This window comes from Holophaga foetida DSM 6591, assembly GCF_000242615.2.
Classification (GTDB): domain Bacteria; phylum Acidobacteriota; class Holophagae; order Holophagales; family Holophagaceae; genus Holophaga; species Holophaga foetida.
Window position 1 is genome coordinate 2,149,011 of sequence record NZ_KI912268.1, and the last position, 23,905, is coordinate 2,172,915.

Genomic DNA, 23,905 nt, shown 5'->3' on the forward strand with positions numbered 1-23,905 from the left:
TTGGATCCTTCCCCTTACCCCCCAAAAGACTCCAGGCAGGCCACCAGACTGGCCCCCTTGTGGACGGTCTCCTCGTATTCCGCCCGGGGATCCGAGTCCCAGACCACGCCGCCACCGACGCCGAAGCGCAGTTCCTGGGCATCGCCAAAGGCCGTGCGGATGGCGATATTCAGGTCCAACTGGGAGAGATCATGGGAGAACCATCCCAGGGATCCGGTGTAGAGGAGGCGAGGCTGGGACTCCAGTTCCCGGATCAGCTCCATGGAGGCCAGTTTGGGACAGCCCGTGATGGAGCCCCCGGGGAAGAGGGCCTCCAGGAGGGCCCGTAGGGTGAGGCCGGGCCGGGCCTGGCCGCTCACCGTGGCCACCAGATGGTGGACGTTGGCGTAACTCTCCAGATCCGGGAAGGCGTCCACCTTGACCGAGGGCACCGCGCAGGCCCGGGTCAGGTCGTTACGCAGGAGGTCGGCGATCATGGCCAGCTCGGCGTTGTTCTTCCCGCAGGCCAGGAGTTCGGCCTTGAGAGCCTCGTCCTCCCCGGGGCTCTGCCCCCGGGGCGCGGTGCCCTTGATGGGCTGGACCACCAGCTTCCCATCCTGGAGACTGACGAAGCGCTCCGGGGAGGAGCAGACCACCGCGAAGTCCCGATCCGCCATGAAGGCCGAGAAAGGCCCCGGGTTCATATCGTAGAGCTTCCGGGCGAAGGCCCGGAGATCCCCCCCGTAGGCCCAGGCCTCCTGACGGGTGAGATCCACTTGGTAGACGTTCCCCCGGGCGATCTCCTGGCGGATGCGTTCGACCTTGGCGGCGTAGCCCTCCGGCGTATCACTGTCCCAGGCCTTGCGGGCATGGAAAGCCCCCTTCTGGAGCAGGTGACGCTGGGGCGCGACCTCGGGACCGGAGCGGAGCCCTTCGTGAAGGCGACCTTCCTGCCGATCGAAGAGCAGCACCCGGCGGTAGAGGGTGAAGTGGAAGTCCGGGAATGGGAAGGGTTTGGGCAGGGACTCGGGCATGAGCGGGTCCAGGCCGTAGCCCCACTCGTAGGAGGCGAAGCCGATGAAGTCCGGGAGCATGGCCGGAACCTCACCTCGCCGTTCGAAGACGTACCCCGAAGGATCCGGTTCCTCCAGCACCGCCAGGGGCCCCTCGGCAAAGACCCACCACCGGCCCTCCCCGTGGAGAATGGCGAAGGGCTCCTCCCCGATGAGCCCGAAGAGCTCATCCACCGAGCACTCGGCCCGACGGGAGCTCCAGGTTTCAGTAACGCTCGTGGAGGACATTGCGCAGGATCTCCGTGCCGTGTTCGGTGAGGAAGGAATCTGGGTGGAACTGGACCCCCACCATGGGCCAGTGACGGTGCCGGAGGGCCATCACCAGGCCCGCCTCGGTGCGAGCGGCCACCTCGAAGTCCCTGGGCACTTCCGTCACGCAGAGGGAGTGATAGCGCCCCACGGCGAGAGGGTCGGGAAGGCCCTCGAAGATCCCCCGGCCGTCGTGCCGGATCCGGGAGACCTTGCCGTGGACCGGCTCCGGGGCCCGCCCCACCTGGCCGCCGAAGGCCACAGCCATGCACTGCATCCCCAGGCAGATCCCCAGCACGGGGACCTGTCCCCCGAAGTGGCACAGGGCCTCCAGGGAGAGATGGGCGTCCTCCGGTCGCTTGGGGCCCGGCGAGATCACCAGGAGTTCGGGCTCCAGGGCGATGAGCCCCGGGAGATCAATGGCCTCGGCCCGCCGGACCTCCACCTGGGCCCCCGCCTCCACCAGCCCGTGGAAGACGTTGAAGGTGAAGGAATCGAAGTTGTCCAGCATCACGACGCGGGAAAGGGTCACGCAGCCTCCGAGAGGGGAATTATCGGCCATCTGGTCATACTTGTCGCCCGTCAAGGCGGTGGCCCGGGGAAGGCCTGAAGCTGGAAAGGTCGGCGAAGGAGAATCCCGTGCGCAGCTACCTCGAACAGCCCATCAAGGATCTCATCCAGAAGCACCCGTCCCTGGGCACGCTCCTTTCGGAGGCCGGGATCGGATGCACCACCTGCAGCCTGGGCACCTGCAAGGTGAAGGACATCCTGGAGATCCACAACCTCGATTCGGCTCAGTCCCGCAGGCTCCTCACCCGCATGGGCGAAACCCTTTTCGGAGATGCTCCTTTCGAAGTGCCGGACATCGCGCGCAAGGCAGCACCGATCCGCAGCACCTTCTGCCCTCCCATCGCCCGCATGGTGGAGGAGCACGCCCACATCCTGAAGCTCATTGCCGCCATCCCCAGCATGGTGGAGGCCCTCCGCCGGGATCTCCTCGGAGTCAGGCCCCTGGCCGAGCAGGCCCTGGACTTCATCCGGAACTACGCGGACCGCTACCACCACGCCAAGGAGGAGGACATCCTCTTCGGCTACTTCGATCCCCAGTCCGAGATCCTGAAGGTGATGCTCCAGGACCACGAGGATGGCCGGGCCCACGTCCGAGCCGTCGCGGAGGGCCTGACCACGGGTGACCTGGACCAGGTGGAGGCCCACTTCCGGGCCTATGGCGAGCTTCTGCGGGGCCACATCCAACGGGAGAACGAGATCCTCTACCCCTGGATGGACCGCACCCTCACCATGCGGGAGGTGGGAGAACTCTATGCCCGCTGCGCCGAGGTGGAACGGGGCTTCGGAGACCGGCCCGGGGAGTACGAGCGTTTTGCGGACTCCCTGCAGAACATTTGAGCATATGCCCTGTTGATGCCACCATGGGAGCGGAGGCTTCCCATGAAAATCGCCCTGCCCACCATGGACGGAAAGACCATCTCGGACCACTTCGGCCGATGCAAGACCTTCCTGGTCTTCGAGACCGAAGGCAACGCCATCATCGGCCGGGAGGAGCGCACCAACGCCCAGGGCGGCGGTGAGCCCCACGATTGCGGCCAGCACGGCCACGGGCATGACCACGGCGCCTTCGCCCGCCTGTTGTCGGACTGCCAGGCCGTGATCATCAAGGGCATCGGCCCCGGCGCAGTCCGGGCCATCGCAGGCGCCGGACTCAAGATCTACATGGCGAACCCCTCCGCCAGCCCTGAAGAAGCGGTCTTCCGGTTGCTGGGAGGAAGCCTGGAAGTGGTGAACGAGGGGAGTTGCGCCGGGCACTGAAATTCCCCCTAGCACTGGTCATACCACCCTGGCATGATGGGCTCTGTAGTTCATGCAGGATTTTTTGGGAAGCAGGTGAGATTCCTGCGCTGCCCCGCAACGGTATGCACCCCGGCGCAAGCCAGGGAGACCTTGCTGGAACCCACTGAAGCGATGCTTCGGGAAGGGATCCAGGGACACCGAAAGGTGTTCGTCGCGTGCGAGCCCGGAGACCGGTCCTGCAATTCCCAACCCGCCGAGGGAGCGGTCAAGGGACAGGAATCCCCGGATTCGCGTCCTTTCCATCCCCCCCGGCTACATGCGGGAGGCATGTGATGGGCAATCCAACCTGTATCCGGACAACCCTCGAGGTGGCACCGGGTCTGAATGCTCAACGCTGATCCTCAGAACCCACCACCGAAAGGAAGACCGATGTCCACCCAGATCCAACTGGCCCGCCAGGGCCTGGTCACCGACTGCATGCGCCAGGTCGCAGCCTCCGAGGGTTTCGACCCCGAGGTGATCCGTGAGCGCGTGGCCCTTGGCCACATCGTGATCCCCAACAACCCTATGCGGCAGGGTCAGAAGGCCGTGGGCATCGGCATGGGCCTGCGCACCAAGGTCAACGCCTCCATTGGCACCTCCTCCGACATCTGTGACGTCGCAGCGGAGATGCGCAAGGCCAAGGCCGCCGAAGAAGAGGGCGCCGACACCCTCATGGAGCTGAGCGCCGGAGGCGATCTCGACAAGATCCGCCGCGAGGTCATCGCCTCCACCCAGCTCCCCGTGGGCAATGTGCCCCTCTACCAGGCCTTCTGCGAAGCCGCCCGCAAGTACAACGACCCCAACAAGCTGGACCCTGAATATCTCTTCGAGCTCATCGAGCGCCAGTTGGCGGACGGCATGAGCTTCATGGCCGTCCACTGCGGCCTGAACCGCTTCAGCCTGGAGCGTCTCCGCAAGCAGGGCTACCGCTACGGTGGCCTGGTATCCAAGGGCGGCACCTTCATGGTGTCCTGGATGGAGACCAACAACAGAGAGAACCCCCTCTACGAGCAGTTCGACCGGGTCTGCGCCCTGATGAACAAGTACGACGCCGTGCTCTCCCTGGGCAACGGGGTGCGCGCCGGGGCCATCCACGACAGCCACGACCGAGCCCAGATGGCCGAGATGATCATCAACTGCGAACTGGCCGAACTGGGCCGCGACATGGGCACCCAGATGATGGTGGAAGGCCCGGGCCACGTGCCCCTGGATGAGATCGAGGCCAACATCATCCTCGAGAAGCGCATGAGCGGCTACGCGCCCTACTACGTGCTCGGCCCCCTCCCCTGCGACCGTGGGGCTGGCTACGACCACATCACCGCCGCCATCGGGGCCGCCGAATCCGCCCGCTACGGCGCGGATCTCATCTGCTACATCACCCCCGCCGAGCACCTGGCCCTCCCCAACGAGGCCGATGTGCGCGAAGGCGTGCGCACCACCCGTCTGGCCGCCCACATCGGTGATCTGGCCAAGTACCCCGAACGCCGCCACAAGGAAAAGCTCGCCGCCCTCACCCGCCGTGACTCCAAGTGGTCCCAGCACATGGACCTCCTGCTCTTCCCCGACAAGGCCAAGGAGATCCGTGAGAGCCGCATGCCCGCCAAGGAAGAGACCTGCACTATGTGCGGCGACTTCTGCGCCAACCGCAAGGGCATGGAGATCTTCAACGACTGCATCTCCGCCGACAAGCGGCTAAGCTGAGTCATGAACGCACACCGTAATTCCAAAGGGCTGCTGATCGTCCACACCGGCAACGGCAAGGGCAAGACCACCGCCGCCCTCGGGATGCTGGTGCGGAGCCTGGGCCACGGCCACAAGTGCGCCGTGGTCCAGTTCATCAAGGGCTCCCAGCCCACCTCCGAGACCCTGCTGGCCAAGGTCGCCGAGTCCCTGGGGGGCTCCCTCACCTGGGAACGCTGCGGAGAAGGCTTCACCTGGCGCAATGCCGACAAGACCCGAGACCTGGAGCTGGCCCAGCAGGGGTGGGAGCAGGTCAAGGGGCTCCTGGCGGACCCGGAGCTGCGCTTCCTGATGCTGGACGAGCTCAACATCGTGCTCCAGCACCAGTTCCTGGACACGGACAAGGTTCTGGCGGACCTCCTGGCCCGCCAGCCCAAGCTCCATGTCGTCATGACCGGCCGGGGCGCTCCGGAGGTCATCCTCCAGGCAGCGGACCTGGTGACGGAGATGAGGGAGCATAAGCACCCCTATCACGCTGGCGTGAAAGCCCAGGCAGGGATCGAATTCTGATGCATCCGCTGGTGTTTCTGGGCGCGGGTCTGCTGGACGAAGCCATCGGCGATCCGCCCTCCTGGCCCCACCCGGTGCGGGTCATCGGGATCATCATCGAGGGCCTGGACAAGGCCCGCCGACGCGTCAACTCCCCCAACCTGCTCAGGTTTCTAGGCGTCTTCCTGGCCCTGGGCATGGCCGCCCTGGCCGGGGGCTTCGCCTGGGGCGTCCTGCGCCTCTGCGGCCCCTGGGCCTGGATCGCCGAGCTCATCCTGGGGGCCTGGATGCTGGCGGGCCGGAGCCTGAGGGATGCCGTGCGCCCCGTGGCCCTCGCCCTGGAAACCGGGGATCTGGACCTGGCCCGCCGCGAAGTGGCCATGGTGGTGGGCCGGGATACAGCCACCCTTGATGGATCCGAAATCGCCCGAGCTGGGCTGGAGACCGTGGCGGAGAGCCTCTGCGACGGGGTCCTGGCCCCCCTGTTCTGGTTCGCCATCGGCGGAGTTCCCGCCCTCTGGGCATTCAAGGCGGTCAGCACCCTGGATTCCATGGTAGGCCACATGGAGGCCCCCTACACCCACTTCGGGTGGGCCTCCGCCAGGTTGGATGACCTCCTGAACCTGATCCCGGCCCGCCTCTCCGTTCTCCTCATCGCCCTGGCCGCCTGGTCCGGGCGGGCCATTCGGCTGGCTTGGCGGGACGGTTCCAAGACCTCCAGTCCCAACGCCGGCTGGTGCGAGGCGGCCTACGCCGGTGCCCTGGGCATCCAGCTTGGGGGCCGCAACGTCTACGATGGGGTGCCCCACGAGGGTCCGCGCCTGGGGGATCCCGGTCGCACCCTGGATGGCCCCCTCCTGCGGGAGGGGCTTGGGCTGGAGCGCCGCGTCAACCTCCTGGCGCTCCTCCTGGGGGCCGCCCTTCTCTCCTTGAGGTATCTCCATGGCTGAAGCCCTGCACGGTGGAAGGGTCTGGGAACTGGCCCGGGAGCTGGGCTGCGAGCCCTCCAAGATCCTGGACTTCAGCGCCAACCTGAACCCCTTCGGCCCCCCGGAGGGTGTGCTCCGGGTGATCCGTGAGGCCCTGCCCCAGGCCCTCTCGGCCTACCCGGACAACGAGGCCCCTGCCCTGCGCCGCCTGCTCTGCGAACGCAACGGAGCGCCCGATGTCTCCCTGGTGCTGGGGCACGGTGGGGCCGCCCTCCTGATGCTCGCCCTGCGGGCCCTGGCTCCCAGGCGGATCATGGTGCCGATTCCCTGCTTCCAGGAACAGCCCCGGGCCATCCAGGCCGCCGGAGCTGAGTTGGTGCCCCATCCCATGCCGGAACTGCGCCTGGACCTGGAGGACCTGAATCCCGAAGCAGCCACCTGTGACGCCGTCCTCCTCACCAGCCCCCATAACCCCACGGGACAGTGTCTGGAGCGGGCCGCCCTGGCGGAATGGATCCGGAAGCACCCCCAGGTGGGGCTGATCATAGACGAGGCTTTTATCGACTATGCCCCCCACCAGACCCTCCTTCCGGGCATCCTGGCCCGCCCCCGGACCGTGGTTCTGCGAAGCCTCACCAAGTTCTATGCCATGCCGGGCCTGCGGGTGGGCTACGCCTTTGCGGATGGTCTCACGGCCGGACGGATGCGGGCCCTCCAGGAGGGGTGGCCCGTGGGGCAACTCGATCTCCTCGCCGCTGAGGCGGCCCTCCGGGACCGCGACTTCGAGGCGCGAAGCCTGGAGGTCTTCCGGAACGATGCCCCGCTCTTCCAGGAGCGCCTGCGGGAACTGGGACTGAAGCCCCTGCCCAGCGCCGGCCCCTACGTCCTGGTGAAGCTCCCGGAGGGCCGCACCGGATCCTCCCTGGCGACCGACCTGCGCCCTAAGGGGATCCTGGTGCGCACCTGCGGGGCCTGGCCGGGATTGGGGGACCATTATGTCCGCCTGGCCCTGAAGGACCCGGCAGATCAGGCTAGGCTGCTGGCCTCCCTTGCAGTCTGGAAGGACACCCCGGCCCCCGCTCTGGTATGATCAGAGAAACAGAGTCGCCATGTCCATGGTTGCCATCGATCCAGATGTCCGCGGCTTTCATGCCACGGTGGAGGTCACCTCGGAGGGCCGGATGTGCCTAGTGTCCATCCAGTGTGACGGCAAGGCCATCCAGCAGATCGCCGAGGAACTGGGCCCCCTTGATCCCATGCAGAAGATCGCCTCCCGCCGCGGACCCCCCCGCAGCCTGGAGCTGAGCCTCAAGCACTGCTTCCACGCTGCCTGCCCCCTCCCCGTGGGCATCATCAAGGCCATCGAAGTGGAGAAGAAGCTGGCCCTGCCTCGGGAGACCAGCATCAAATTCCTGTAGGGGCCCCGCGCCTCTCTGATGGACTTGGTCACACCGGGCGGCCTACAATGCCAGTTCAGCCCTCGAAATGACTGATTCCTGGAGTCCACATGCCGTCCTACAACTCCTGCTTCCTGGCGACAGCCCTTGCGGCCTCCCAGCTCACTGCCGCCGATCCCCAAATCCCCGGGCCTGCCCTCCAAGCCGTGGCCCCGGCGGCTCCCGCCAAGGGGCACCTCCCGACCCTGGAGTTCAAGCGCTTCACTTCAGGCATCGAGGAAGATGATTTAATCGGACAGGAGTCCTACGGCCTCTTCTGCATCAACAAGACGCCCCTCAAGTGGGGTGAGCGGTGGAAGACCATCCTGACCAAGGAATTCCTGAAGATGGTCAACCGTGAACTGAGGACCGCCGGGCTGCCCACGCCCCAGAAGAGCGAGAAGGTATTCGAATCCGAGACCAAGTCCGAGGCTGCGGACTGCGAGCTGGGGTTCCGTCTGGAAAAGATGAATGCCGATCTGTGCAGCATGGGGGGCAATTCCAAGGGGGAAGTGAGCATCTCCGGGAAGTGGGTCCTCTTCAACGCAAAAAACCAGAAGACCATCGCCGAGTTCCCGGGTCAGGGCTCCTACAAAACCGATGGCGAGTCCATGCCCTGGATCCAGGTCCTGGAAAAGGCCCTCGGCAACCTCTCCCAGGAGCTCTTCCGCTCCCCCGCCTTCAAGAGCGCCCACCAGCAGGCCAGCCTCGAGCCCCAGACCGACAAGACTGTCGCCTACACCATCGCCAACCCGGGCCTCAAGCCCGGGGGCACCATCAAGAACAGCACCACCCTCAAGGGTGCCGTGGTGACGCTGGAGGTGGATGGCCGGACCGGGTCAGGATTCTTCATCAGCCAGGACGGCTACCTCATCACGAACAACCATGTGGTGGGCAAGAGCAAATTCCTGCGCGTCAAAACGGCCACCGGGCGCGAGTTGCCTGGGGAGGTCCTGGCCTTCGACGAGCGGCGGGATGTGGCGCTGATCAAGACCGCGCCTGTGCCCTATGATCCCCTCAGCTTGCGGCTCACCGAACCCAAACCCGGCGAAGAGGTCTTCGCAGTGGGCTCCCCCCTCGGGGACCAGTTCAATGGCACCATCACCAAGGGCGTCATCAGTGGCTTCCGCGACCTCGCCGACCTCAAGTTCATCCAGAGCGATGCCTCCATCCTCCCCGGAAACAGCGGCGGCCCCCTCCTGGATACCGATGGCGCGGTGGTGGGGATCGCGGATCTGGCCGGTGGAGCGCGGGGCGGGCACCTGAACCTCTTCATCCCCATCGGGGAGTGCCTCACACGGCTTGGTATCGCACTCAAAGGCCCCGGTGAGGCCAAAGGCGGTACCGCCCAGTAAATCAGAGCCTCTTCAGCGGCCTTCAGGCCCGGGTTGCAGTCCACACCCGGTCGAAGACCAGGAAAAGGTTCAGCGGCACCGCGTGGAGGAGGCCGCGGGTGAGGAAGGCGGTGCGGAGCCCCGCGTGACCCGCCAGGAGCCCCAGGCCGATGCTGAAACCCACACCCATCACGACGGCGATGGCCAGGAGTGAGGTAACTGGCCGCCAGAATCACCATACCAGCGGGCAGGAGGAGGTTGGACCCCCACCGGTCCTAGATGCCGAAGAGGTTGTTCAGCCTTGGCACTGGGGGCTGCAACGCTTGTCAAAGTGAAGCCAGGCCCTCAGGGCCTGGCTTTGCTTTTCATGATTCCCCCTGGCAGGGCAGTAATCCCATTCCCACAGATTGAATCACCGTTCGACAGATGCAGTTAGCCCGCCAGCCCCATGGTCTGCAGGAAGAAGGGGACGTTGGGATTGTTCGAATTCCTCCGCCAGATCACCGCCAGCTCCGCGCGGCAATCCTCGTCCTCCAGGGGAACCAAGTGGAGGCGGGGGGAACCGTTCTCCTCCACGACCTGCTGGGCGTGGATCGAGATCCCGGCCCCGGCCTCGACCGCCATGAAGAGGGTGGCGAAGCTCGGCAGGGACTGGACGATGTGCATCGTGAAGCCCCGCTTGCGGCAGAGCTTCTTGCGCCACTCCAGGGCCCTGGAGCCGAGCTCGGCATCCATGGCGACGAAGGCCTGGTCCTTGAGATCGGCCAGGAGGAGGCTCTTCCGGGAGGCCAGGGGATGGTCCGGGCGCATGACCACCACGGAATGGTCCAAAATGAGGGTGTGGCTCTCCAGGTTGGGCGGGCACTCCCCCTCGAAGAGCATGGTGAAGCCCAGGTCCACCTCCCCGCTCTCCAGGGCCTCGACCAGCGAATTCAGCTTGTGGTGCGAAAGCTTGACCTCAACCCTGGGGAAGTGCTGCGAGAAAGCATCCAGCCAACCCGGCAGCAGCTTCTTCTCGAAGCCCCCCAGGACGCCGATGGCGAGGCTCCCCGAGACCTCGGTTCCCAGAAGCCGCGTCTTCAGGAGAACCTCGTCGTAGCTGGCCATCATGTCCCGGATGGCCTGATGGTAGAAGGCCCCGGCCTCCGTCAGCCTCAAGCCCCTGGAGGTGCGGTGGAACAAGGGGACCCCCACAATGTCCTCCAGCGCCGCGACCTGGTAGCTGACCCCGGACTGGGTCATGAAGAGGTCCGCTGCGGCCCTGGTGAAGTTCAGCCGCTCGGCGGCGGCCAGGAAGCATCGGAGCTGTCGGATATCCATGGAACTCCCGCAGGGTCCCAACAGTTTGGCACCCTGCAGATCATCTTCCTCGGAATCCGCCATGGGGACCACGAAGCGCCCCCCGGAGAGGTATCGATATTTCGCCGGACAGCTCCCAGGATTTCGCGTTTCGCCCCACCCGGGAGCTCCCCCTAGAATCGGGATGGGTCCAAGGAGGAAAGAATGACCATGACCGCCGAGCAGCGCCTCGTCGCCAGTATTGCGCTTCAGCCCGTGGACCGGGTCGTGTGCGCCCCCATCATCGAACAGTACGCCGGGCAGTATGTGGGCATGACCAACCGCGAGTTCATGTGGGACTGGGAGAAGTCCCAGGCCGCCATCCAGAGAGTCTGGGAGGACTTCCCGATCTGGGATTGCAACGCCATCATGCAGCACGGCCGCTACGCCCCCGTAGGCCAGAAGTGCGGCCCCGGCCAGCTCAAGATGCCAGGCACCGAACTGGCGGAAAACGAGCAGTACCAGATCCACGAGTTCGAGGTCATGAGCCGGGACGATTACGCCATCGTCCGGGAGAAGGGCTTCCCGGAGTACCGCCTCAGCTTCCTGGAGCGGGTCCACGGCGTGAGCCGGGAGGAAGTCCTGGCGGGCCAGAAGGAGTCCGCCCGCCTGCGCCAGGACGAGATTCAGCGCAGCCTGGCCCGGGGACAGAGCCTCATGTGGGGCGCCATCCTGGGGGTCATCCCCTTCGATGCCTATTCGATCATGCGTTCCATGACGGCCTTCTATAAGGACGTCTTCCAGCTGGGTGACCAGCTGGATGATGTTCTCTGGACCGCCAACGACGCCATCATCGCCGGGTGCGAAGCCGCCGTGAAGGCCACCGGCAACAATCGCGTCTTTATCGGCGGCGTGCGGGGCGCAGGGGAGTTCATCTCCCTGCGCCAGTTCAAGCGCTTCGTCTGGCCCCAGCTCAAGGCCATGATCGAGAGGCTGGCAGAGAAGGACATCGTCCCTGTCCTGCACTTCGACGCCGATTGGACCATGAACCTGGAGTTCTTCCTGGAGCTGCCCAAGGGGAAGTTCGTCCTGGAGCTGGACAGCGCCACGGACATCTTCAAGGCCCACGAGATCCTGAAGGGCCACTGCGCCATCAAGGGCGACGTCCCCCCGGCCCTCTTCACCTCCGCATCGGCCAGCGAACTGGACGCCTACGCCAGGAAGCTGCTGAGCACCTTCCGCAATGGCGAGGGCCTCATCTACTCCTCGGGCTGCAGCCTCCCCATGAACGCCAAGCTCCCCAACGTGAAGGCCTTCTTCGAAGCCGTGGACAAGTACGGACGCTTTGACTGATCGAATATTCAATCGGCTTTGAAGGGCGTGGGATTACGCATCCCACGCCCTTCCCTCGTTCTGCGTTCCGGATTTCCAAGATAGACCGGCTTGACAACAATCGATCGTTCGATCATATTACCCCCACAGATCGATCAATCGTTCGATCCACAACCTCAGGGTTCCACCTTCCAACCAGGAACCCCCATCAAAAAGCGAGGACATCATGAACTACATATCCAAGTTGGCCCTCGGCGCTCTTGCCACCGTCACCGCTACCGCTTCACTGGGCGCCCAGGACTTGCACTATGGCGGTCAGGCCACCCTCTCCCTTCCCGCCGGCCCCCTGGGCAGTGGCCAGAACCTGGACAGCAAGCTCGGCGGCGGCATCGGCGGCCACGTCTTCGTCGGACTGGATCGCGGCTTCGCGGTGGTTCCCCGGGTGGATTACACCTACTTCAAGAACAGCGACAACCATGACCTCAAGGTCCAGAGCCTCAAGGTGGGCGCCGACTGCGACTACTTCTTCTCCAGGAAGGCCAACGAAGGCCTCTACGCGGGCCTTGGCCTTGGCTATGATCGCACCAAGTTCGAGGCGGACAGCGCGGACAGCACCACCAACGCCGTCTACTACGCAGCCCAGGCAGGCTACATGTTCACCAAAAACTATGGCGCCGAACTCCGCTATACCTACACCAACAACAAGCCCGAGTTCAGCGGCCTGGAGCAGAGGCTCAGCTCCCCCGTCGTGAGCGCCAGCTTCGTCTGCCACTTCTGACGAAGCCCTCCCCCCCAACTCCAAGCCCCCCGGCTCTTCGGGGGGCTTTTCATTCCGCCTGCGCTAGACTCTCCAGGCAGGAGGTTCGCCATGAGCAAGGCCGAGATCGCACCGGGGGTGTGTGGGTTCTTCACGGTGGTGGAGGTCAGCTCCGAAGGCCGCCTTTGCAATGTCGCCATCACCAGCGATTGCAAAGCCATCCAGAAGATCGCCGAGGAACTGGGCCCCCTGGATCCCATGAAGGAGATCTCCTCCCGCCGGGGGACTCCACGCTGCCTGGAGCTCGGCCTCCAGCACTGCTTTCACGCCGCCTGTCCGGTGCCTGCAGGGATCATCAAGGCCATTGAGGTGGAGAAGAAGCTGGCCCTGCCGGTGGAAGTCAGCATCCGACTCGGTTGAAGCACTGGAGGAACAGGGGCAGGAGGGGGTTGGCCCCCTCGGCTTTCCAGGCCACGACGAACTCGATGTCCATGCCATCGTCCTCGATCTCCACGGACCGGAGCCGGGCGTTGCCGTGCTCTTCGATGGTCCGCCGGGGCTGGATGGCAATGCCGCTCCCCATGCTGATGGCCAGGAACATGGAGGGGAAATCCGGCGAGAACTCGGTCAAATCGTAGTCCAATCCGTGTTTCTCGCATATGGCCCGGTGCCACTCGACTCCGACGCCAGCGATGGCCGGGGTGATGCTCAACAGAGGCTGCCCCCGCAGTTCGGAGAGCTTCAGTTTCTTGCGGCTGGCGAAGGGGTGGTCCACGGACATGGCCGCCATCATGCGGTCCTTCAAGATCAGCTGGGTCTGGATGCCGGGGGGGCAGTCATGATTGAAGATCAGGGCGAATCCGCAATCGATCTCCCCCGCCAGAATGGCGTCGAACATGTGCGCCAGGGTGACATGCACGGTCTTGACGCGGGCCCCTGGGCAGGCCTGCGAGAATTCCCGGATGAGCCCAGGAAGCATCTGCATGAACACCACGCCCAGGAAGCCGACCGTCAAGCTCCCGCCAGCTCCCGCCCCCAGACTCTGGGCCTGGATGAGAACCCTCTGGTAGTCAGCCACCAGGCCGCAGACCTGTTCGAAGAAGAGCCTCCCGAACTCGGTCAGGCTGATGGAGCGGGCGGCGCGATGGAAGAGTTTCCTGCCGAGGGACTTTTCCAGGGAAGCAATCTGGTAGCTGATCCCGGACTGGGTCCTGAAGATGTCCTCCCCGGCCTTGGTGAAGTTCTGGCGATGAACCACCGCCAGAAAGCACTGGAGCTGACGGATGTCCGGAAAGGTCTCGGGTTCGCCCGCCCCCTCGATGTCCTCTCCAGGGAAAGTCCGGCAATGGGCGATCACGCTCTCGTATTCAGCACAGAGCCTCTGGAGGTGGCTGAAGAAGTAGTGTCCGGAGGCCGTGAGCTGAACCGCCCGGGGCCCCCGGTTGAAGAGTTTCAGGCTCAGGGCCTGCTCCAGGGAACTCACCTGATAACTGACCCCAGGCTGGGTCATGCCAAGGCGCTTCGCCGCTTTGGTGAAGCTCAAGAGCCCCGCCACAGACAGGAAACAACGCAACTGACGCAAATCCACCGGAATTCCCCTCGAATGCTAATTCTATATTGCACCAGTTTCAGCGCGTTCGGGGTGTCTCTATGGACCATGGCCCCATACGGTCGGGGGGCAGCGATTGCGAGGGAGCCGAATGGCGCATTAAGGGGGCTGAAACGCTCGGCCCAATCGCCGGGACGCTCATTTCCCTCCCCCCACCCCACTCCAACACCGATTTGATTCAGCAGTGAACCGGACTCAACCTCCCGATCCGAATGGCCGATTCCATTCGAGCATCCGCCCCCCGGTTCATGACGGCATACGCGGCATGGGTCGAGACCAGCGCGTGACCCTTGCAGGGGCCGACCTGAGGAGATAACCATGCCCAACAAGGTGGTAACAACGGTCATCCCCGGCCTACTCACCCAGGATGGGAATCGGGTATCCCTTACGCGTCTCGTGCCGGGGCGGGGTCAGCGCGGAGCGGATGCATTCCGCGCCATGGATCCCTTCCTGCTCATGGACCACTTCGGCCCCATGGTGCTGCCCTCTGGCACGGACGCAGGGTTCCCGCCCCACCCCCACCGAGGCTTCCAGACCCTCACCTACCTCATCCAGGGTGCCTTCCGGCACCGGGACAGCACGGGTGGATCCGGCCTCCTGCGACCGGGGGGAGCCCAGCTCATGAATGCGGGCTCGGGCATCGTCCATGAAGAGATGCCGGTCCCCGAGCAGCTGGAAACCGGCGGCCCCATCGAAGGGGTGCAGCTCTGGATCAACCTGGCGAAGGCCGACAAGCGTTCCGCCCCCGGCTATACCGATCTGCAACCGGAATCCATGCCATGGAAGCCCCTCACGGGGGGCCGCATCCGTGTCCTCGCAGGCACCTTGGCGGGGGTGACCGGCCCGGCCATCACTCCCGCAAGAATCGCCTATGCCCACCTGGAACTGGAGGCAGGCGCACGCTTCGAGCAGAGGCTTCCGGAGGGCTGGTCTTCCGCCGTGGCGACCTTGCATGGTTCGCTCCGGATCGAGGGCACTCCGGTTTCGGAGAATTGCGTGGCCCAGCTTGGCGGGGGGGATGCGGTGCTCGTGACCGCCGAAACGCCCGTCAGCTTCCTGCTGCTGGCCGGTGAGCCCATGCACGAGCCCATCGCCCACTACGGCCCCTTCGTGATGAACACCCAGGAAGAGATCGAGCAGGCCATCCTGGACTACCAGCAGGGCCGCATGGGGCACCTTGAATGAGCTGATCCAGAGGAAAAGCATGTTGGCCGCGGAGCCCCCTGCGTGGACGCTACGCACCTCACGGCAAGAAAGGACCGATGTAAGCGCTCACCCATCGTATCGATCGGGTCGACCCGGGACAGGGCAAGGTCTATCCCCGTTTATCCCCGTGCATCCCCGGCTAAAAAGATCATTGGCCGGGGATAAACGGGGATAGGCTTGGCTAGGTGGGCAATGGAAGCGTCCCCCCCCCCGGTGTTTCTGGGAGACCGGTTGCAGCGTCCAAGCGGGCTATCCCTTGGCACCCTCGGCCACGACTTCCCGGATGAGCCCCATCACGGAGTCGACGGTGGCGCCGTGCAGCACGATGTCATCGACCTTCACCGTGGGGCCGCGGTCGCAGGACTCCATGCAGAAGGTGGCCCGGATATCGAAGCGGTCTCCGAGGTCCTCCTGGTCCACACAGGCCATGACCTTCTTCAGGAGCACCTCCGCGCCCCGCAGATGGCAGGCGGTGCCCACGCAGAAGCTCACCGGGATCTTGGGGGTCCCGGTCATGTCACTGAGCGAGATCCCTTCCCCCTGGATGCGCTTGCGGCTCTGGTAGTGAGTGTGCAGCAGGTGGTGCGCCTGGTGGCTGTTGGGGCTTTCCAGCCGCTCCGAGTACATCTCCTTGACGTAGTGGTTCTCCTGGGGGCAATGCAGGTCCAGGGCGGCATCCACCCGGCGGATCGCCTGGGTCCGCTGCTCACGGGTCGCAGCGGAGTGGGTGACCGGCTGGCCGGCGCCCCCGATGCACCCGCCAGGGCAGGCCATGACCTCCACGAAATCCACATCGCTTTGGCCCGCCTGGATCTCCTTCACCAGCCGCTGGGCCTCGGCAAGTCCGTAGACCACACCCATCCGGATGGCCCCCAGCTTGGTCGGCACCTCGAGGATGCGGCGGTTCTTGTCGGAGCGCAGCTCCTGGACGACCGGATTCTCCTCCCCCAGATGCCCGGCGACGTAGCGGACGACCGCCTCGCTCACGCCTCCGGAGTTGGCGAAGATCACCCCGGCGCCGGTCTTGAAGCCGAAGGGCATATCCAGGCTTCCCACGGGCAGCTCGCCGAAGAGGAGGCCAGCGTCCTGGATCATCCGGGCCAGTTCCTGGGTCGTGATGACCAGATCCGTGTCGGGATTGCCATCCACGGCGAACTCGGGGCGGGTGGCCTCGAACTTCTTGGCGGTACAGGGCATGACCGAGACGACGACCAGATCCTCCCGCTGGATGCCCAGCTCCCCGGGAAGGATCTCCTTGGCGAGGCTGCCGAACATGGCCTGGGGGCTGCGGCAGGAGGAGATGTTGTCCAGGATCTCGGGCAGGTCGTGCTCCGCCAGCTTCACCCAGGCGGGGCAGCAGCTGGTGAAGAGGGGCAGCTTGCCGCCCTTCTGCTTGCGGTTGATGAACTCCGTGGCCTCTTCCCAGATGGTGAGATCGGCGGTGAAGGAGGTGTCGTAGACCTTCTTGAAGCCCAGGCGGCGCAGCGCGGTGACGATGCGGCCCATGGTGGTGAAGGTGTCATTGGGCAGGCCGAAGGCCTCAGCCATGGCGGAGCGCACAGCGGGGGCCACCTGGACGATCACAGTCTTCGATGGATCCCCCAGGACATCAAAAACCTTCTCGATGTCGGATTTCACGGTGATAGCGCCCACGGGGCAGATGGCGGCGCACTGGCCGCAGTTCACGCAGTCCACCTCGGCAATCCCCTTGTTGAAGGCCGGAGCCACCATGGACTGGGAGCCGCGATGGGTGAAGCCGATGGCGCCGATCCCCTGGATCTCGTCACAGAAGCGCACACAGTCGCCGCAGAGGATGCACTTGGAGGGATCCCGCAGGATGCTGGGGGAGCTGGTGTCCAGGGGGCGCTCGGGCACCGGGGCATGGAAGCGCACCTTGGTGACCCCCAGTCGCTCGGCCAGGCTCTGGAGCTTGCAGGAGCCGCTCTTGCTGCAGGTGGGGCAGTCGTGGTTGCCGCTGGCCAGCAGCAGCTCGATGTTCATCTTCCGGAGTTCGCGGACCTGGGGGGTCTGGGTGCGGAGCTTCATGCCGGGCTCCGGGGCCGTGGAACAGGCGGCCACGAGGCCGCGCCCTTCCACTTCCACCATGCACAGGCGGCAGGCGCCATAGACGGAAAGTTCACTGTGGTAGCAGAAGGTCGGCAGTTCGATGTGGGCCCTGCGGATCATCTCCAGGATGTTCTTCTCGTCCTGGATGGCGACCGGGAGGCCATCAATGGTCAGGGTCTTTTCAGCAGTCATGGATATTCCTCAGATCCCGGAGATCGCGTTGAACTTGCAGGTTTCCACACAGACGCCGCAGCGGATGCACTTGGAGACGTCGATGTGGTGGGGGGCCTTGCGCTCCCCCTCGATGGCGTCCACCGGACACTTGGTGGCGCAGAGGGTGCAGCCCTTGCAGCGGGCGGCCTCGATCACGGGGGTGATCAGGGCCTTGCACTCGCGGCTGGGACAGACCTTTCGGTGGACGTGGGCCTCGTATTCGGCCCGGAAGTGCTTGAGGGTGGAGAGCACCGGATTGGGCGCAGTCTTGCCCAGGCCGCACAGGGAGCCGAGCTTCACATTCCTGGCCAGCTGCTCCAGCAGGGGCAGGGTCTCTTCGGTGGCGCGGCCCTCGGTGATGTCATCCAGGAGCTGGAGCATCTGCTTCGTGCCCTCACGGCAGGGAACGCACTTCCCACAGGACTCGTTCTGGGTGAACTGCATGAAGAACTTCGCGATGCGGACCATGCAGGTCCCCTGGTTCATCACCACCAGGCCACCGGACCCCACCATGGCGCCGATGCTGGTCAGGCTGTCGAAGTCCATGGGCAGGTCCAGGTGCTCACGGGTGAGACAGCCGCCAGAGGGCCCACCGATCTGGACGGCCTTGAAGGCCTCGTTGTCGATGGTGCCGTCCTTCCGGGTGATCCCGCCGCCGATCTCGAAGACGATCTTCCGCAGGGTGGCACCGAAGGGGACTTCGATGAGGCCGGTGTTGGCCACGTGTCCCGTGAGGGCGAAGGTCTTGGTGCCGGGGCTCTTCTCGGTGCCCATGGCGCGGTACCACGCGGCGCCGTTCCGAAGGATGAGGGGCACGGAGGCCAGGGTCTCCACGTTGTTGATGACCGTCGGCCTGCCCCAGAGGCCGCTCTGGGCCGGGAAGGGAGGCTTGGGCATGGGCATCCCGCGCTTGCCCTCGATGGAGGCCAGCAGGGCGGTCTCCTCACCACACACGAAGGCACCGGCGCCCTCCATGACATGGAGGCTGAAGTTGAAGTCGCTTCCAAAGATGCCTTCACCCAGAACCCCGATCGCCTCAGCGTCCTTCACGGCCCGGCGCAGGCGCGCCACGGCCAGGGGGTACTCGGCGCGGACGTAGACGTAGCCCTCGTCGGCTCCCACGGCACGGGCGGCGATCATCATGCCTTCGATGACCGCATGGGGGTTGCCTTCCATCACCGAGCGGTCCATAAAGGCCCCGGGATCGCCTTCGTCACCATTACACACGATGTATTTCTTGCCCTTGGGCTGGATGCGGGTGAGGTCCCACTTGCGGCCCGTGGGGAAGCCGCCACCACCGCGACCCCGGAGCCCGGAATCCAGGAGGGACTTGCAGACGTCCTCGTCGCTCATCTCCAGGATGGCCTTGCGGACGCCCGCGTACCCACCCCGGGCGATGTACTCCCGCACATCCTCAGGATCCATGCTCCCGCAGGCGGCCAACACCGTGCGCTTCTGCTGGGTGTAGAAAGGGATGTCGCCGTGCCCGTTGCAAACCTTGCCGGTGGCCGGGACCTTGTAGAGGAGACGCTGCACCAGCTTGCCGTCCTGGAAGGTGGTCCGGAGGATCTCCCCCACGTCCCCGGGCTTCACGCCGCAGTAGAGGATGCCATCGGGCTCGATGGACATCAGGGGGCCCATCTGGCAGAAGCCCTGGCAGCCACTCTTGGTGAGCAGCCCGGCCTTGTCTGTCTTGTCTTCGAAGTCGAGGTCGATCTCCAGCGAAATGTTCAGGGCCTTGGCCTCCTCGTGGAGGGCCTTGAACACCTTCAGGGCGCCGCCAGCCATGCAGCCGGTTCCGGCGCAGATCACCACGCGGCGGGCGCACTGGGCCGCAGCTTCGTCATAAGCAGATCCGATCTGCTCCAGGTTCAGTTCGGTGGCGGTGCTGCTCACAGGCCTTCCTCCCGGCGGATGTCTTCGATAAGCGCGGCGGTGCTCTCGGGGGTCATGAGGCCATGCACGTCCTCATTGATGACCACAGCGGGCGCCAGGCCGCAGGCCCCCAGGCAGCTCACGGTCTCAAGGGTGAAGAGCATGTCGGGAGTCGTCTTCTTCCCTTCCGGGAGCTTCAGGATGTCGCGGAGGGTCTCCACCAGGTTCTGGCTGCCCTTCACATGGCAGGCGGTGCCATCACAGACGCGGACGACGTACTTGCCCTTGGGTTCCAGGGCGAAATGCCCGTAGAAGGTGGCGACGCCGTAGACCCTGGCGGGCGGGACCCCCAGGGCCGTGGCCACAAAGGTCATGACTTCTTCAGGCAGGTAGCGGTATTCCTCCTGCACGGCCTGGAGGATGGGCACCAGCTTGGCTTCCTCGTTGCCGAAGGACGCCAGGATCTGGAGCACCTTGGCGAACTGCCTCGCCGACTGCGGGGCTTCAACGACGTTAGAACACATTGCGTTTTCTCCGGTTTGTATGTTCTGGATCATGGACATCACTGAGCCATCGATCGCCTGTTGAGATAAACTTTTCGAGAAAAGTATATCGTTATATTTTTCTCGAATAGCACGAATATCGCATTTGTGACCGCCTCCACTTCCATCGATATTTCCCCCGCCGCGCAAGAGAACACACACCCCGAAGCCTTCACCCGCCAGGGGACGACCCCTGGAAGTCTGCGAATCGCGCTCTCCCTTGCTGAACGCGGGTGGCTTCGCCGTCCGCCCCCGCATTGCGGGGCAGGCCCAGGTGCCCCGCCCGCAGACCACTTCCTTATTGGCGTTCATCCAATTTTTAATCATCCCGCAGGAGAGCAAAGCACCCCAAATCCATTCCATGGGACATATACGCACCTCAAAAGCTAGGACGCAACGCTTCCATGCATACCCAACGGCCACCTTTGCGGCGCTTCCCCCGCCTTGTTGCATTCTGCATAAGTTTTTTCGGCCCTCGCAATGTTTGAATAATTACACATGCCCATAAAAGGGGGTGATATGTTGTTTTATTATTTTTTATTTATAATGATATTTGGTTCCAAACTAATTCAGTATCCGAAATTCGAATTGGACTCCCCATTTAGGCCTTCCATACTGGATAGGTCATCCGCCTCTCACTCTTCTCTATAGCCTGGAAAGAAGTCATAGATTCTCGACAGGCTGTCTTGAAATCCAGGATCCATCTCAAGTAGAAACAGGCAAATCACCAAAGGTCATGACGGCTTAAAAGCAGATTACACGAATCATTATCATTCAATACATTGCGTATTGACGTGGTCTTGTATGCCAACAAATAACAACAGGAGAGGAAATGCCAAATACCACCGAAGCCTGGGATGTAGCCCTCAAGCCCCTGCATCAGGGCATCAGCGTTGCAAACATGGAAGAATCCATCGCCTGGTACCAGAATATGTTCGGCTATAAGCTCGTATCGGATATGGTCATCCCTCATCTGGCCCGGATCGCCTTCATGGAGCTTGGGGACTGGAGCATCGAGCTCTTCTACTACGAGGGAGCCGCCCCCCTTCCTGCGGATCGCCGCACCCCCAACCTCGACATCCGGACCCACGGCACCAAGCACGTTGCCTACCTCGTGCAGGATCTCGACACCCTGATGGCCGACCTGAAGACCAAGGATGTCGATATCGCCATGGACGTCTTCCCCATGCAGGGCGACAAGGTGGCCTTCATCCGTGACAATACCGGCAACCTCATCGAACTGATCCAGAAACCATCCGCCTGCTAGGAGGTTCCCAGACAGACCAGCATCACCTCGCTGGAAGCCATGGAGGGTGGGTGGGACTACCGGACAAGGCAACCCAGCAACACGTCAAACCTGTTCCCCAGCAACCAACCCCTACAACCCGAAAGGTGTTGTAAATCAACCCAAAAGGAAAGGCAGACAACATGAACAAAAAGAGCGCAATCCTGGCCCTGACCGCCGCCCTGTGTGCGGGCAGCGCGGCAAACGCCGCCGACTCCCTCGGCGACCGCTTCCACTACTTCGGCATCATGGGCCACCGCTACGATCACATGAAGGTCGAGGGTCGCACCGACACCAGCTTCGTGGGCATCCTCCAGCTGGGCTTCAAGGTCAATGATCACATCAGCTTCGAGACCCAGAGCGAGCTCCACAAGCAGTACCGCCAGACCGAAGAGAACCAGAACCTCAACGGATCCAGCTTCCCCGATGACAAGTCGGACTGGACCCACCTCTTCGAGAACGCCTATGTGAACGCCAACTGGGATGTGGCCAAGCTGAACGTCAAGGCCGGCCGCTTCACCTACATCCCCGCCTACGGAATGACCCATGGCGACTACCTCTACGTCAGCGGCGCCCAGGTGGGCTTCAGCCCCATCGATCAGGTCCGCCTGACCCTGACCGGTGGCCAGAACACCAACTACGTCCCCGGCGGCACCTTCGCCTCCATGGGCTACATGGCCGCTGAAGCCGCCGTCACCGTCATCCCCAAGACCACCAACGTAAAAGTCGCCTTCCAGCGGAACCAGAGCAACCGTGGTCTGGCCCCTGCTGCCGCTTACGCGGGCTATATCGCTTCGGGTGGCCTCGGCGGTGTTTATGGCGATAACGCCTACATCAACTACTGGGAAGGTGGCTTCGACACCAAGCTCCCCATGAACCTGTCCTTCGAGGCCGCTGGCATCAAGAGCAGCTATGACGACGACAACAAGGGTGTCTACGCCCAGCTAAAGTACGGGAACGCCATCCCCTTCGTGCCCGGCACCTTCGACATCTACGCGGCCTACCACAACCTCCAGGCCAACTCGATCATGTACAACGACCTGCGCTACTACAAGAACATGAAGGGTGTGCGCTTCGGAGCCCACTACACCCCCATGGACAGCGTCCTGATTACCGCTTGGTATGACGTGGCGAAGTACATCGAGTCTGACAACCCCCTCCAGCCTGGCGGGAACTCCCTCGTCCAGGACGGCAGCACCGCCTGCTTCGCCGGCCAGAAGGACAACATGTTCCGCCTGCAGGTCGATTTCTTCTTCAAGTGAACTGAAGCCTGACGCAAGGGGGCAGGAGGGCCTCGTCATTCTGCCCCCTTAATGGCATTTCCTGAAACCGCATCAAAAACAAAAAGGAGCATTATATGAGCACAGAAAAGCCCGCATTCCGCTGGGTTGTGTTGGTCGCGCTGGTAATCGCGTGCATGACCAACGCCGTCACCCTGATCGCGCCCGCGCCCATGATCGGCGACCTCTGCAAGGCCCTGCAAACGGAACCCGGCGTAGTGGTCGGCGCGACCATGGGCACCTTCAACCTCTTCGGCGCCTTGGCCGCCATCGGTGGTGGCTGGCTCCTGGACCGCTTCGGCTTCAATAAGGTCTGGATCGGCTGCCTTGCCCTGATGATCATCGGTCTGGTGCTGACCCCCTTCTTCGGCAGGAGCATCCTGGGTCTTTCCGTGCTCCGGTCCCTCCAGGCCATCGGCGGCGGACCCATCATGGCTTCCGCTGGCAAGGTGGCCGCCGAATGGTTCGTGCCTGAAGAGCGTGGCACCGTCACCGGTGCCCAGGGTCTGGCCATGGGTGTCGGAATCACCCTCGGTTTCAGCATCGCCCCCGCCTTCCTCATGAAGACCGGTGACCCCATGAAGGCCATGGCCGCCGTCAGCATCGTCGGCATCATCGCCCTCATCCTGGCCATTGTGGTTGCCTTCGGCCCCAAGGCCCCCGAAATGGCACAGCCCGAGGCTGCCGCTGGCGCCAACTCTGACAACGCCTTCGCCTGGGCCATGAAGCAGCCCGTAACCTGGGCCACCCTCGTCGTGGTCGTGGCGCTCGGCTGGCTCTTCCAGGGCTACAACGACATCGTCCCCGGCTACATCGCCATCCCCGGCATCGGCCTGGGCATGGGCCCCATGACCGCTGGCAAGTACATGTCTATGGTTTCCATCGCCCTGATGGTTGGCGCTGCCCTGAGCGGCTTCATCGTGGAGAAGGTCTTCGGCGGCAACGCCAAGCCCGTGGCCTTCCTGGCCTGCCTGCTCTTCGCCGTCTTCGCCTTCGCCATCAAGTTCCCCGCCGTCACCGGCAGCGCGGCCCTGGTGCCCTGCCTGATCCTGGCCGGCCTCTTCATGGCCATGATCAACCCTGTGCTCATGGCCTTCTTCGCCAAGAACTACCCTGAGCACGTGGTGGGCCGTCTCTGCGGCACCGCCCAGGGCATCAGCATGTTCGCCGGCACCGCCGGTGTGGCCGCCGGAGCCAGCGCCCTCCACATGACTGGCCACTACCAGTGGCCCATCAACATCGTGGTCATCCTCGGCCTCATCGGCGCCGTTGGCGCCCTGGGCATGGGCAAGCTCGCCGATCGCAAGGTCGGGGCCAGCATCAAGGCCTAAGGGTCCAGAATTACCAGAAGGTATGTGGCGGCCCGTATCGGTATGAGTGC

At 64.0% G+C, this 23,905-nt stretch carries 23 protein-coding genes and 1 riboswitch; of the genes, 15 read left to right on the forward strand and 8 right to left on the reverse strand.

The window, feature by feature from the left end; genetic code table 11:
- Nucleotides 1-14 precede the first annotated feature (14 nt).
- Nucleotides 15-1,280 carry an anthranilate synthase component I family protein gene (locus tag HOLFODRAFT_RS22950; RefSeq protein ID WP_005038222.1) on the reverse strand — a complete coding sequence of 422 codons (1,266 nt, stop codon included), beginning with the start codon at nt 1,278-1,280 and terminating at the stop codon, nt 15-17.
- Nucleotides 1,258-1,833, reverse strand: coding sequence for an anthranilate synthase component II (locus HOLFODRAFT_RS0209545; RefSeq protein WP_005038224.1), 576 nt, complete (start codon nt 1,831-1,833; stop codon nt 1,258-1,260). The genes HOLFODRAFT_RS22950 and HOLFODRAFT_RS0209545 overlap by 23 nt, the downstream gene beginning before the upstream one ends.
- Nucleotides 1,834-1,940: 107 nt before the next feature.
- On the opposite strand from HOLFODRAFT_RS0209545, the gene HOLFODRAFT_RS0209550 reads away from it, so the two are divergent.
- From HOLFODRAFT_RS0209550 to HOLFODRAFT_RS22955, 8 genes are all read left to right on the forward strand, one after another.
- Nucleotides 1,941-2,708, forward strand: coding sequence for a hemerythrin domain-containing protein (locus tag HOLFODRAFT_RS0209550; protein WP_005038226.1), 768 nt, complete (start codon nt 1,941-1,943; stop codon nt 2,706-2,708).
- Between the two features lie 42 nt (nt 2,709-2,750).
- A complete protein-coding gene (locus tag HOLFODRAFT_RS0209555; protein WP_005038228.1) occupies nt 2,751-3,128 on the forward strand; it encodes a NifB/NifX family molybdenum-iron cluster-binding protein in 378 nt (125 codons plus the stop codon).
- A gap of 21 nt (nt 3,129-3,149) precedes the next feature.
- Nucleotides 3,150-3,363, forward strand: a riboswitch (cobalamin riboswitch).
- 176 nt (nt 3,364-3,539) lie between these two features.
- Nucleotides 3,540-4,853, forward strand: a complete 1,314-nt coding sequence (thiC, locus tag HOLFODRAFT_RS0209560; protein WP_005038230.1) for a phosphomethylpyrimidine synthase ThiC — start codon at nt 3,540-3,542, stop codon at nt 4,851-4,853.
- A gap of 3 nt (nt 4,854-4,856) precedes the next feature.
- Entirely contained in the window at nt 4,857-5,402 is a 546-nt protein-coding gene (gene cobO / locus HOLFODRAFT_RS0209565; RefSeq protein ID WP_005038232.1) for a cob(I)yrinic acid a,c-diamide adenosyltransferase, read from the forward strand.
- Nucleotides 5,402-6,331, forward strand: coding sequence for an adenosylcobinamide-phosphate synthase CbiB (gene cbiB / locus HOLFODRAFT_RS20360; protein WP_005038234.1), 930 nt, complete (start codon nt 5,402-5,404; stop codon nt 6,329-6,331). The genes cobO and cbiB overlap by 1 nt, the downstream gene beginning before the upstream one ends.
- Complete coding sequence (locus tag HOLFODRAFT_RS0209575; RefSeq protein WP_005038237.1) at nt 6,324-7,400, forward strand: pyridoxal phosphate-dependent aminotransferase; 1,077 nt, start codon at nt 6,324-6,326, stop codon at nt 7,398-7,400. Before cbiB ends, HOLFODRAFT_RS0209575 begins: the two co-directional genes overlap by 8 nt.
- 19 nt (nt 7,401-7,419) lie before the next feature.
- Nucleotides 7,420-7,728, forward strand: a complete 309-nt coding sequence (locus HOLFODRAFT_RS0209580) for a DUF6951 family protein (protein WP_005038240.1) — start codon at nt 7,420-7,422, stop codon at nt 7,726-7,728.
- A gap of 89 nt (nt 7,729-7,817) precedes the next feature.
- Nucleotides 7,818-9,101 (forward strand): S1C family serine protease, encoded by a 1,284-nt coding sequence (locus HOLFODRAFT_RS22955; protein ID WP_005038242.1) that lies wholly within the window; start codon nt 7,818-7,820, stop codon nt 9,099-9,101.
- Between the two features lie 22 nt (nt 9,102-9,123).
- Here the strand turns inward: HOLFODRAFT_RS22955 and HOLFODRAFT_RS24825 are convergent, their stop codons facing one another.
- Together HOLFODRAFT_RS24825 and HOLFODRAFT_RS0209595 are read right to left on the reverse strand one after the other, a co-directional pair.
- Nucleotides 9,124-9,264, reverse strand: a complete 141-nt coding sequence (locus HOLFODRAFT_RS24825; protein ID WP_158412942.1) for a hypothetical protein — start codon at nt 9,262-9,264, stop codon at nt 9,124-9,126.
- Between the two features lie 248 nt (nt 9,265-9,512).
- Nucleotides 9,513-10,400 carry a LysR family transcriptional regulator gene (locus tag HOLFODRAFT_RS0209595; protein ID WP_005038247.1) on the reverse strand — a complete coding sequence of 296 codons (888 nt, stop codon included), beginning with the start codon at nt 10,398-10,400 and terminating at the stop codon, nt 9,513-9,515.
- Nucleotides 10,401-10,583: 183 nt separating this feature from the next.
- On the opposite strand from HOLFODRAFT_RS0209595, the gene HOLFODRAFT_RS0209600 reads away from it, so the two are divergent.
- The 3 genes from HOLFODRAFT_RS0209600 (at nt 10,584) to HOLFODRAFT_RS0209610 (ending at nt 12,867) form a co-directional block, all read left to right on the forward strand.
- Nucleotides 10,584-11,711: a uroporphyrinogen decarboxylase family protein gene (locus tag HOLFODRAFT_RS0209600; protein WP_005038249.1), complete on the forward strand. Its 1,128-nt coding sequence runs from the start codon at nt 10,584-10,586 to the stop codon at nt 11,709-11,711.
- Between the two features lie 205 nt (nt 11,712-11,916).
- Nucleotides 11,917-12,468, forward strand: coding sequence for an outer membrane beta-barrel protein (locus HOLFODRAFT_RS0209605; protein ID WP_005038251.1), 552 nt, complete (start codon nt 11,917-11,919; stop codon nt 12,466-12,468).
- 90 nt (nt 12,469-12,558) lie between these two features.
- Nucleotides 12,559-12,867: a DUF6951 family protein gene (locus tag HOLFODRAFT_RS0209610; RefSeq protein ID WP_005038253.1), complete on the forward strand. Its 309-nt coding sequence runs from the start codon at nt 12,559-12,561 to the stop codon at nt 12,865-12,867.
- Here the strand turns inward: HOLFODRAFT_RS0209610 and HOLFODRAFT_RS22960 are convergent.
- The gene (locus tag HOLFODRAFT_RS22960; protein ID WP_005038255.1) at nt 12,848-14,035 is read right to left on the reverse strand and encodes a LysR family transcriptional regulator; all 1,188 of its coding nucleotides are present in this window, start codon (nt 14,033-14,035) and stop codon (nt 12,848-12,850) included. The genes HOLFODRAFT_RS0209610 and HOLFODRAFT_RS22960 overlap by 20 nt on opposite strands.
- A gap of 339 nt (nt 14,036-14,374) precedes the next feature.
- Here HOLFODRAFT_RS22960 and HOLFODRAFT_RS20375 point away from each other — a divergent pair, with 339 nt between their 5' ends.
- A complete protein-coding gene (locus HOLFODRAFT_RS20375; protein WP_005038257.1) occupies nt 14,375-15,241 on the forward strand; it encodes a pirin family protein in 867 nt (288 codons plus the stop codon).
- Between the two features lie 270 nt (nt 15,242-15,511).
- On the opposite strand, the gene HOLFODRAFT_RS0209625 is transcribed toward HOLFODRAFT_RS20375, so the two are convergent.
- The 3 genes from HOLFODRAFT_RS0209625 to nuoE are packed head-to-tail and all read right to left on the reverse strand — an operon-like array spanning nt 15,512 to nt 19,941.
- Nucleotides 15,512-17,521, reverse strand: a complete 2,010-nt coding sequence (locus HOLFODRAFT_RS0209625; protein ID WP_005038259.1) for a [FeFe] hydrogenase, group A — start codon at nt 17,519-17,521, stop codon at nt 15,512-15,514.
- Between the two features lie 9 nt (nt 17,522-17,530).
- Nucleotides 17,531-19,438 (reverse strand): NADH-quinone oxidoreductase subunit NuoF, encoded by a 1,908-nt coding sequence (locus tag HOLFODRAFT_RS0209630; protein ID WP_005038260.1) that lies wholly within the window; start codon nt 19,436-19,438, stop codon nt 17,531-17,533.
- Nucleotides 19,435-19,941, reverse strand: a complete 507-nt coding sequence (gene nuoE / locus HOLFODRAFT_RS0209635) for an NADH-quinone oxidoreductase subunit NuoE (protein ID WP_005038261.1) — start codon at nt 19,939-19,941, stop codon at nt 19,435-19,437. The genes HOLFODRAFT_RS0209630 and nuoE overlap by 4 nt, the downstream gene beginning before the upstream one ends.
- An 850-nt stretch (nt 19,942-20,791) precedes the next feature.
- Here nuoE and HOLFODRAFT_RS0209640 point away from each other — a divergent pair.
- The 3 genes from HOLFODRAFT_RS0209640 to HOLFODRAFT_RS0209650 all read left to right on the forward strand — a co-directional run bounded on the left by HOLFODRAFT_RS0209640 (nt 20,792) and on the right by HOLFODRAFT_RS0209650 (nt 23,855).
- Nucleotides 20,792-21,226, forward strand: coding sequence for a VOC family protein (locus HOLFODRAFT_RS0209640; protein ID WP_005038263.1), 435 nt, complete (start codon nt 20,792-20,794; stop codon nt 21,224-21,226).
- A 161-nt stretch (nt 21,227-21,387) separates the two neighbouring features.
- Nucleotides 21,388-22,506 carry a hypothetical protein gene (locus HOLFODRAFT_RS0209645; RefSeq protein ID WP_005038265.1) on the forward strand — a complete coding sequence of 373 codons (1,119 nt, stop codon included), beginning with the start codon at nt 21,388-21,390 and terminating at the stop codon, nt 22,504-22,506.
- 95 nt (nt 22,507-22,601) lie between these two features.
- On the forward strand, nt 22,602-23,855 hold the full coding sequence (locus tag HOLFODRAFT_RS0209650) for an MFS transporter (RefSeq protein WP_005038267.1): 1,254 nt from the start codon (nt 22,602-22,604) through the stop codon (nt 23,853-23,855).
- The last annotated feature ends 50 nt before the right edge of the window (nt 23,856-23,905 follow it).

Bases quoted from the DNA above. Each gene is read 5' to 3' on its own strand.
- HOLFODRAFT_RS22950 (WP_005038222.1), bottom strand. From the start codon at position 1,280: ATGTCCTCCACGAGCGTTACTGAAACCTGGAGCTCCCGTCGGGCCGAG.
- HOLFODRAFT_RS0209555 (WP_005038228.1), top strand. From the start codon at position 2,751: ATGAAAATCGCCCTGCCCACCATGGACGGAAAGACCATCTCGGACCAC.
- thiC (WP_005038230.1), top strand. From the start codon at position 3,540: ATGTCCACCCAGATCCAACTGGCCCGCCAGGGCCTGGTCACCGACTGC.
- cobO (WP_005038232.1), top strand. From the start codon at position 4,857: ATGAACGCACACCGTAATTCCAAAGGGCTGCTGATCGTCCACACCGGC.
- cbiB (WP_005038234.1), top strand. From the start codon at position 5,402: ATGCATCCGCTGGTGTTTCTGGGCGCGGGTCTGCTGGACGAAGCCATC.
- HOLFODRAFT_RS0209575 (WP_005038237.1), top strand. From the start codon at position 6,324: ATGGCTGAAGCCCTGCACGGTGGAAGGGTCTGGGAACTGGCCCGGGAG.
- HOLFODRAFT_RS0209580 (WP_005038240.1), top strand. From the start codon at position 7,420: ATGTCCATGGTTGCCATCGATCCAGATGTCCGCGGCTTTCATGCCACG.
- HOLFODRAFT_RS22955 (WP_005038242.1), top strand. From the start codon at position 7,818: ATGCCGTCCTACAACTCCTGCTTCCTGGCGACAGCCCTTGCGGCCTCC.
- HOLFODRAFT_RS0209595 (WP_005038247.1), bottom strand. From the start codon at position 10,400: ATGGATATCCGACAGCTCCGATGCTTCCTGGCCGCCGCCGAGCGGCTG.
- HOLFODRAFT_RS0209600 (WP_005038249.1), top strand. From the start codon at position 10,584: ATGACCATGACCGCCGAGCAGCGCCTCGTCGCCAGTATTGCGCTTCAG.
- HOLFODRAFT_RS0209605 (WP_005038251.1), top strand. From the start codon at position 11,917: ATGAACTACATATCCAAGTTGGCCCTCGGCGCTCTTGCCACCGTCACC.
- HOLFODRAFT_RS0209610 (WP_005038253.1), top strand. From the start codon at position 12,559: ATGAGCAAGGCCGAGATCGCACCGGGGGTGTGTGGGTTCTTCACGGTG.
- HOLFODRAFT_RS20375 (WP_005038257.1), top strand. From the start codon at position 14,375: ATGCCCAACAAGGTGGTAACAACGGTCATCCCCGGCCTACTCACCCAG.
- HOLFODRAFT_RS0209625 (WP_005038259.1), bottom strand. From the start codon at position 17,521: ATGACTGCTGAAAAGACCCTGACCATTGATGGCCTCCCGGTCGCCATC.
- nuoE (WP_005038261.1), bottom strand. From the start codon at position 19,941: ATGTGTTCTAACGTCGTTGAAGCCCCGCAGTCGGCGAGGCAGTTCGCC.
- HOLFODRAFT_RS0209640 (WP_005038263.1), top strand. From the start codon at position 20,792: ATGCCAAATACCACCGAAGCCTGGGATGTAGCCCTCAAGCCCCTGCAT.
- HOLFODRAFT_RS0209645 (WP_005038265.1), top strand. From the start codon at position 21,388: ATGAACAAAAAGAGCGCAATCCTGGCCCTGACCGCCGCCCTGTGTGCG.
- HOLFODRAFT_RS0209650 (WP_005038267.1), top strand. From the start codon at position 22,602: ATGAGCACAGAAAAGCCCGCATTCCGCTGGGTTGTGTTGGTCGCGCTG.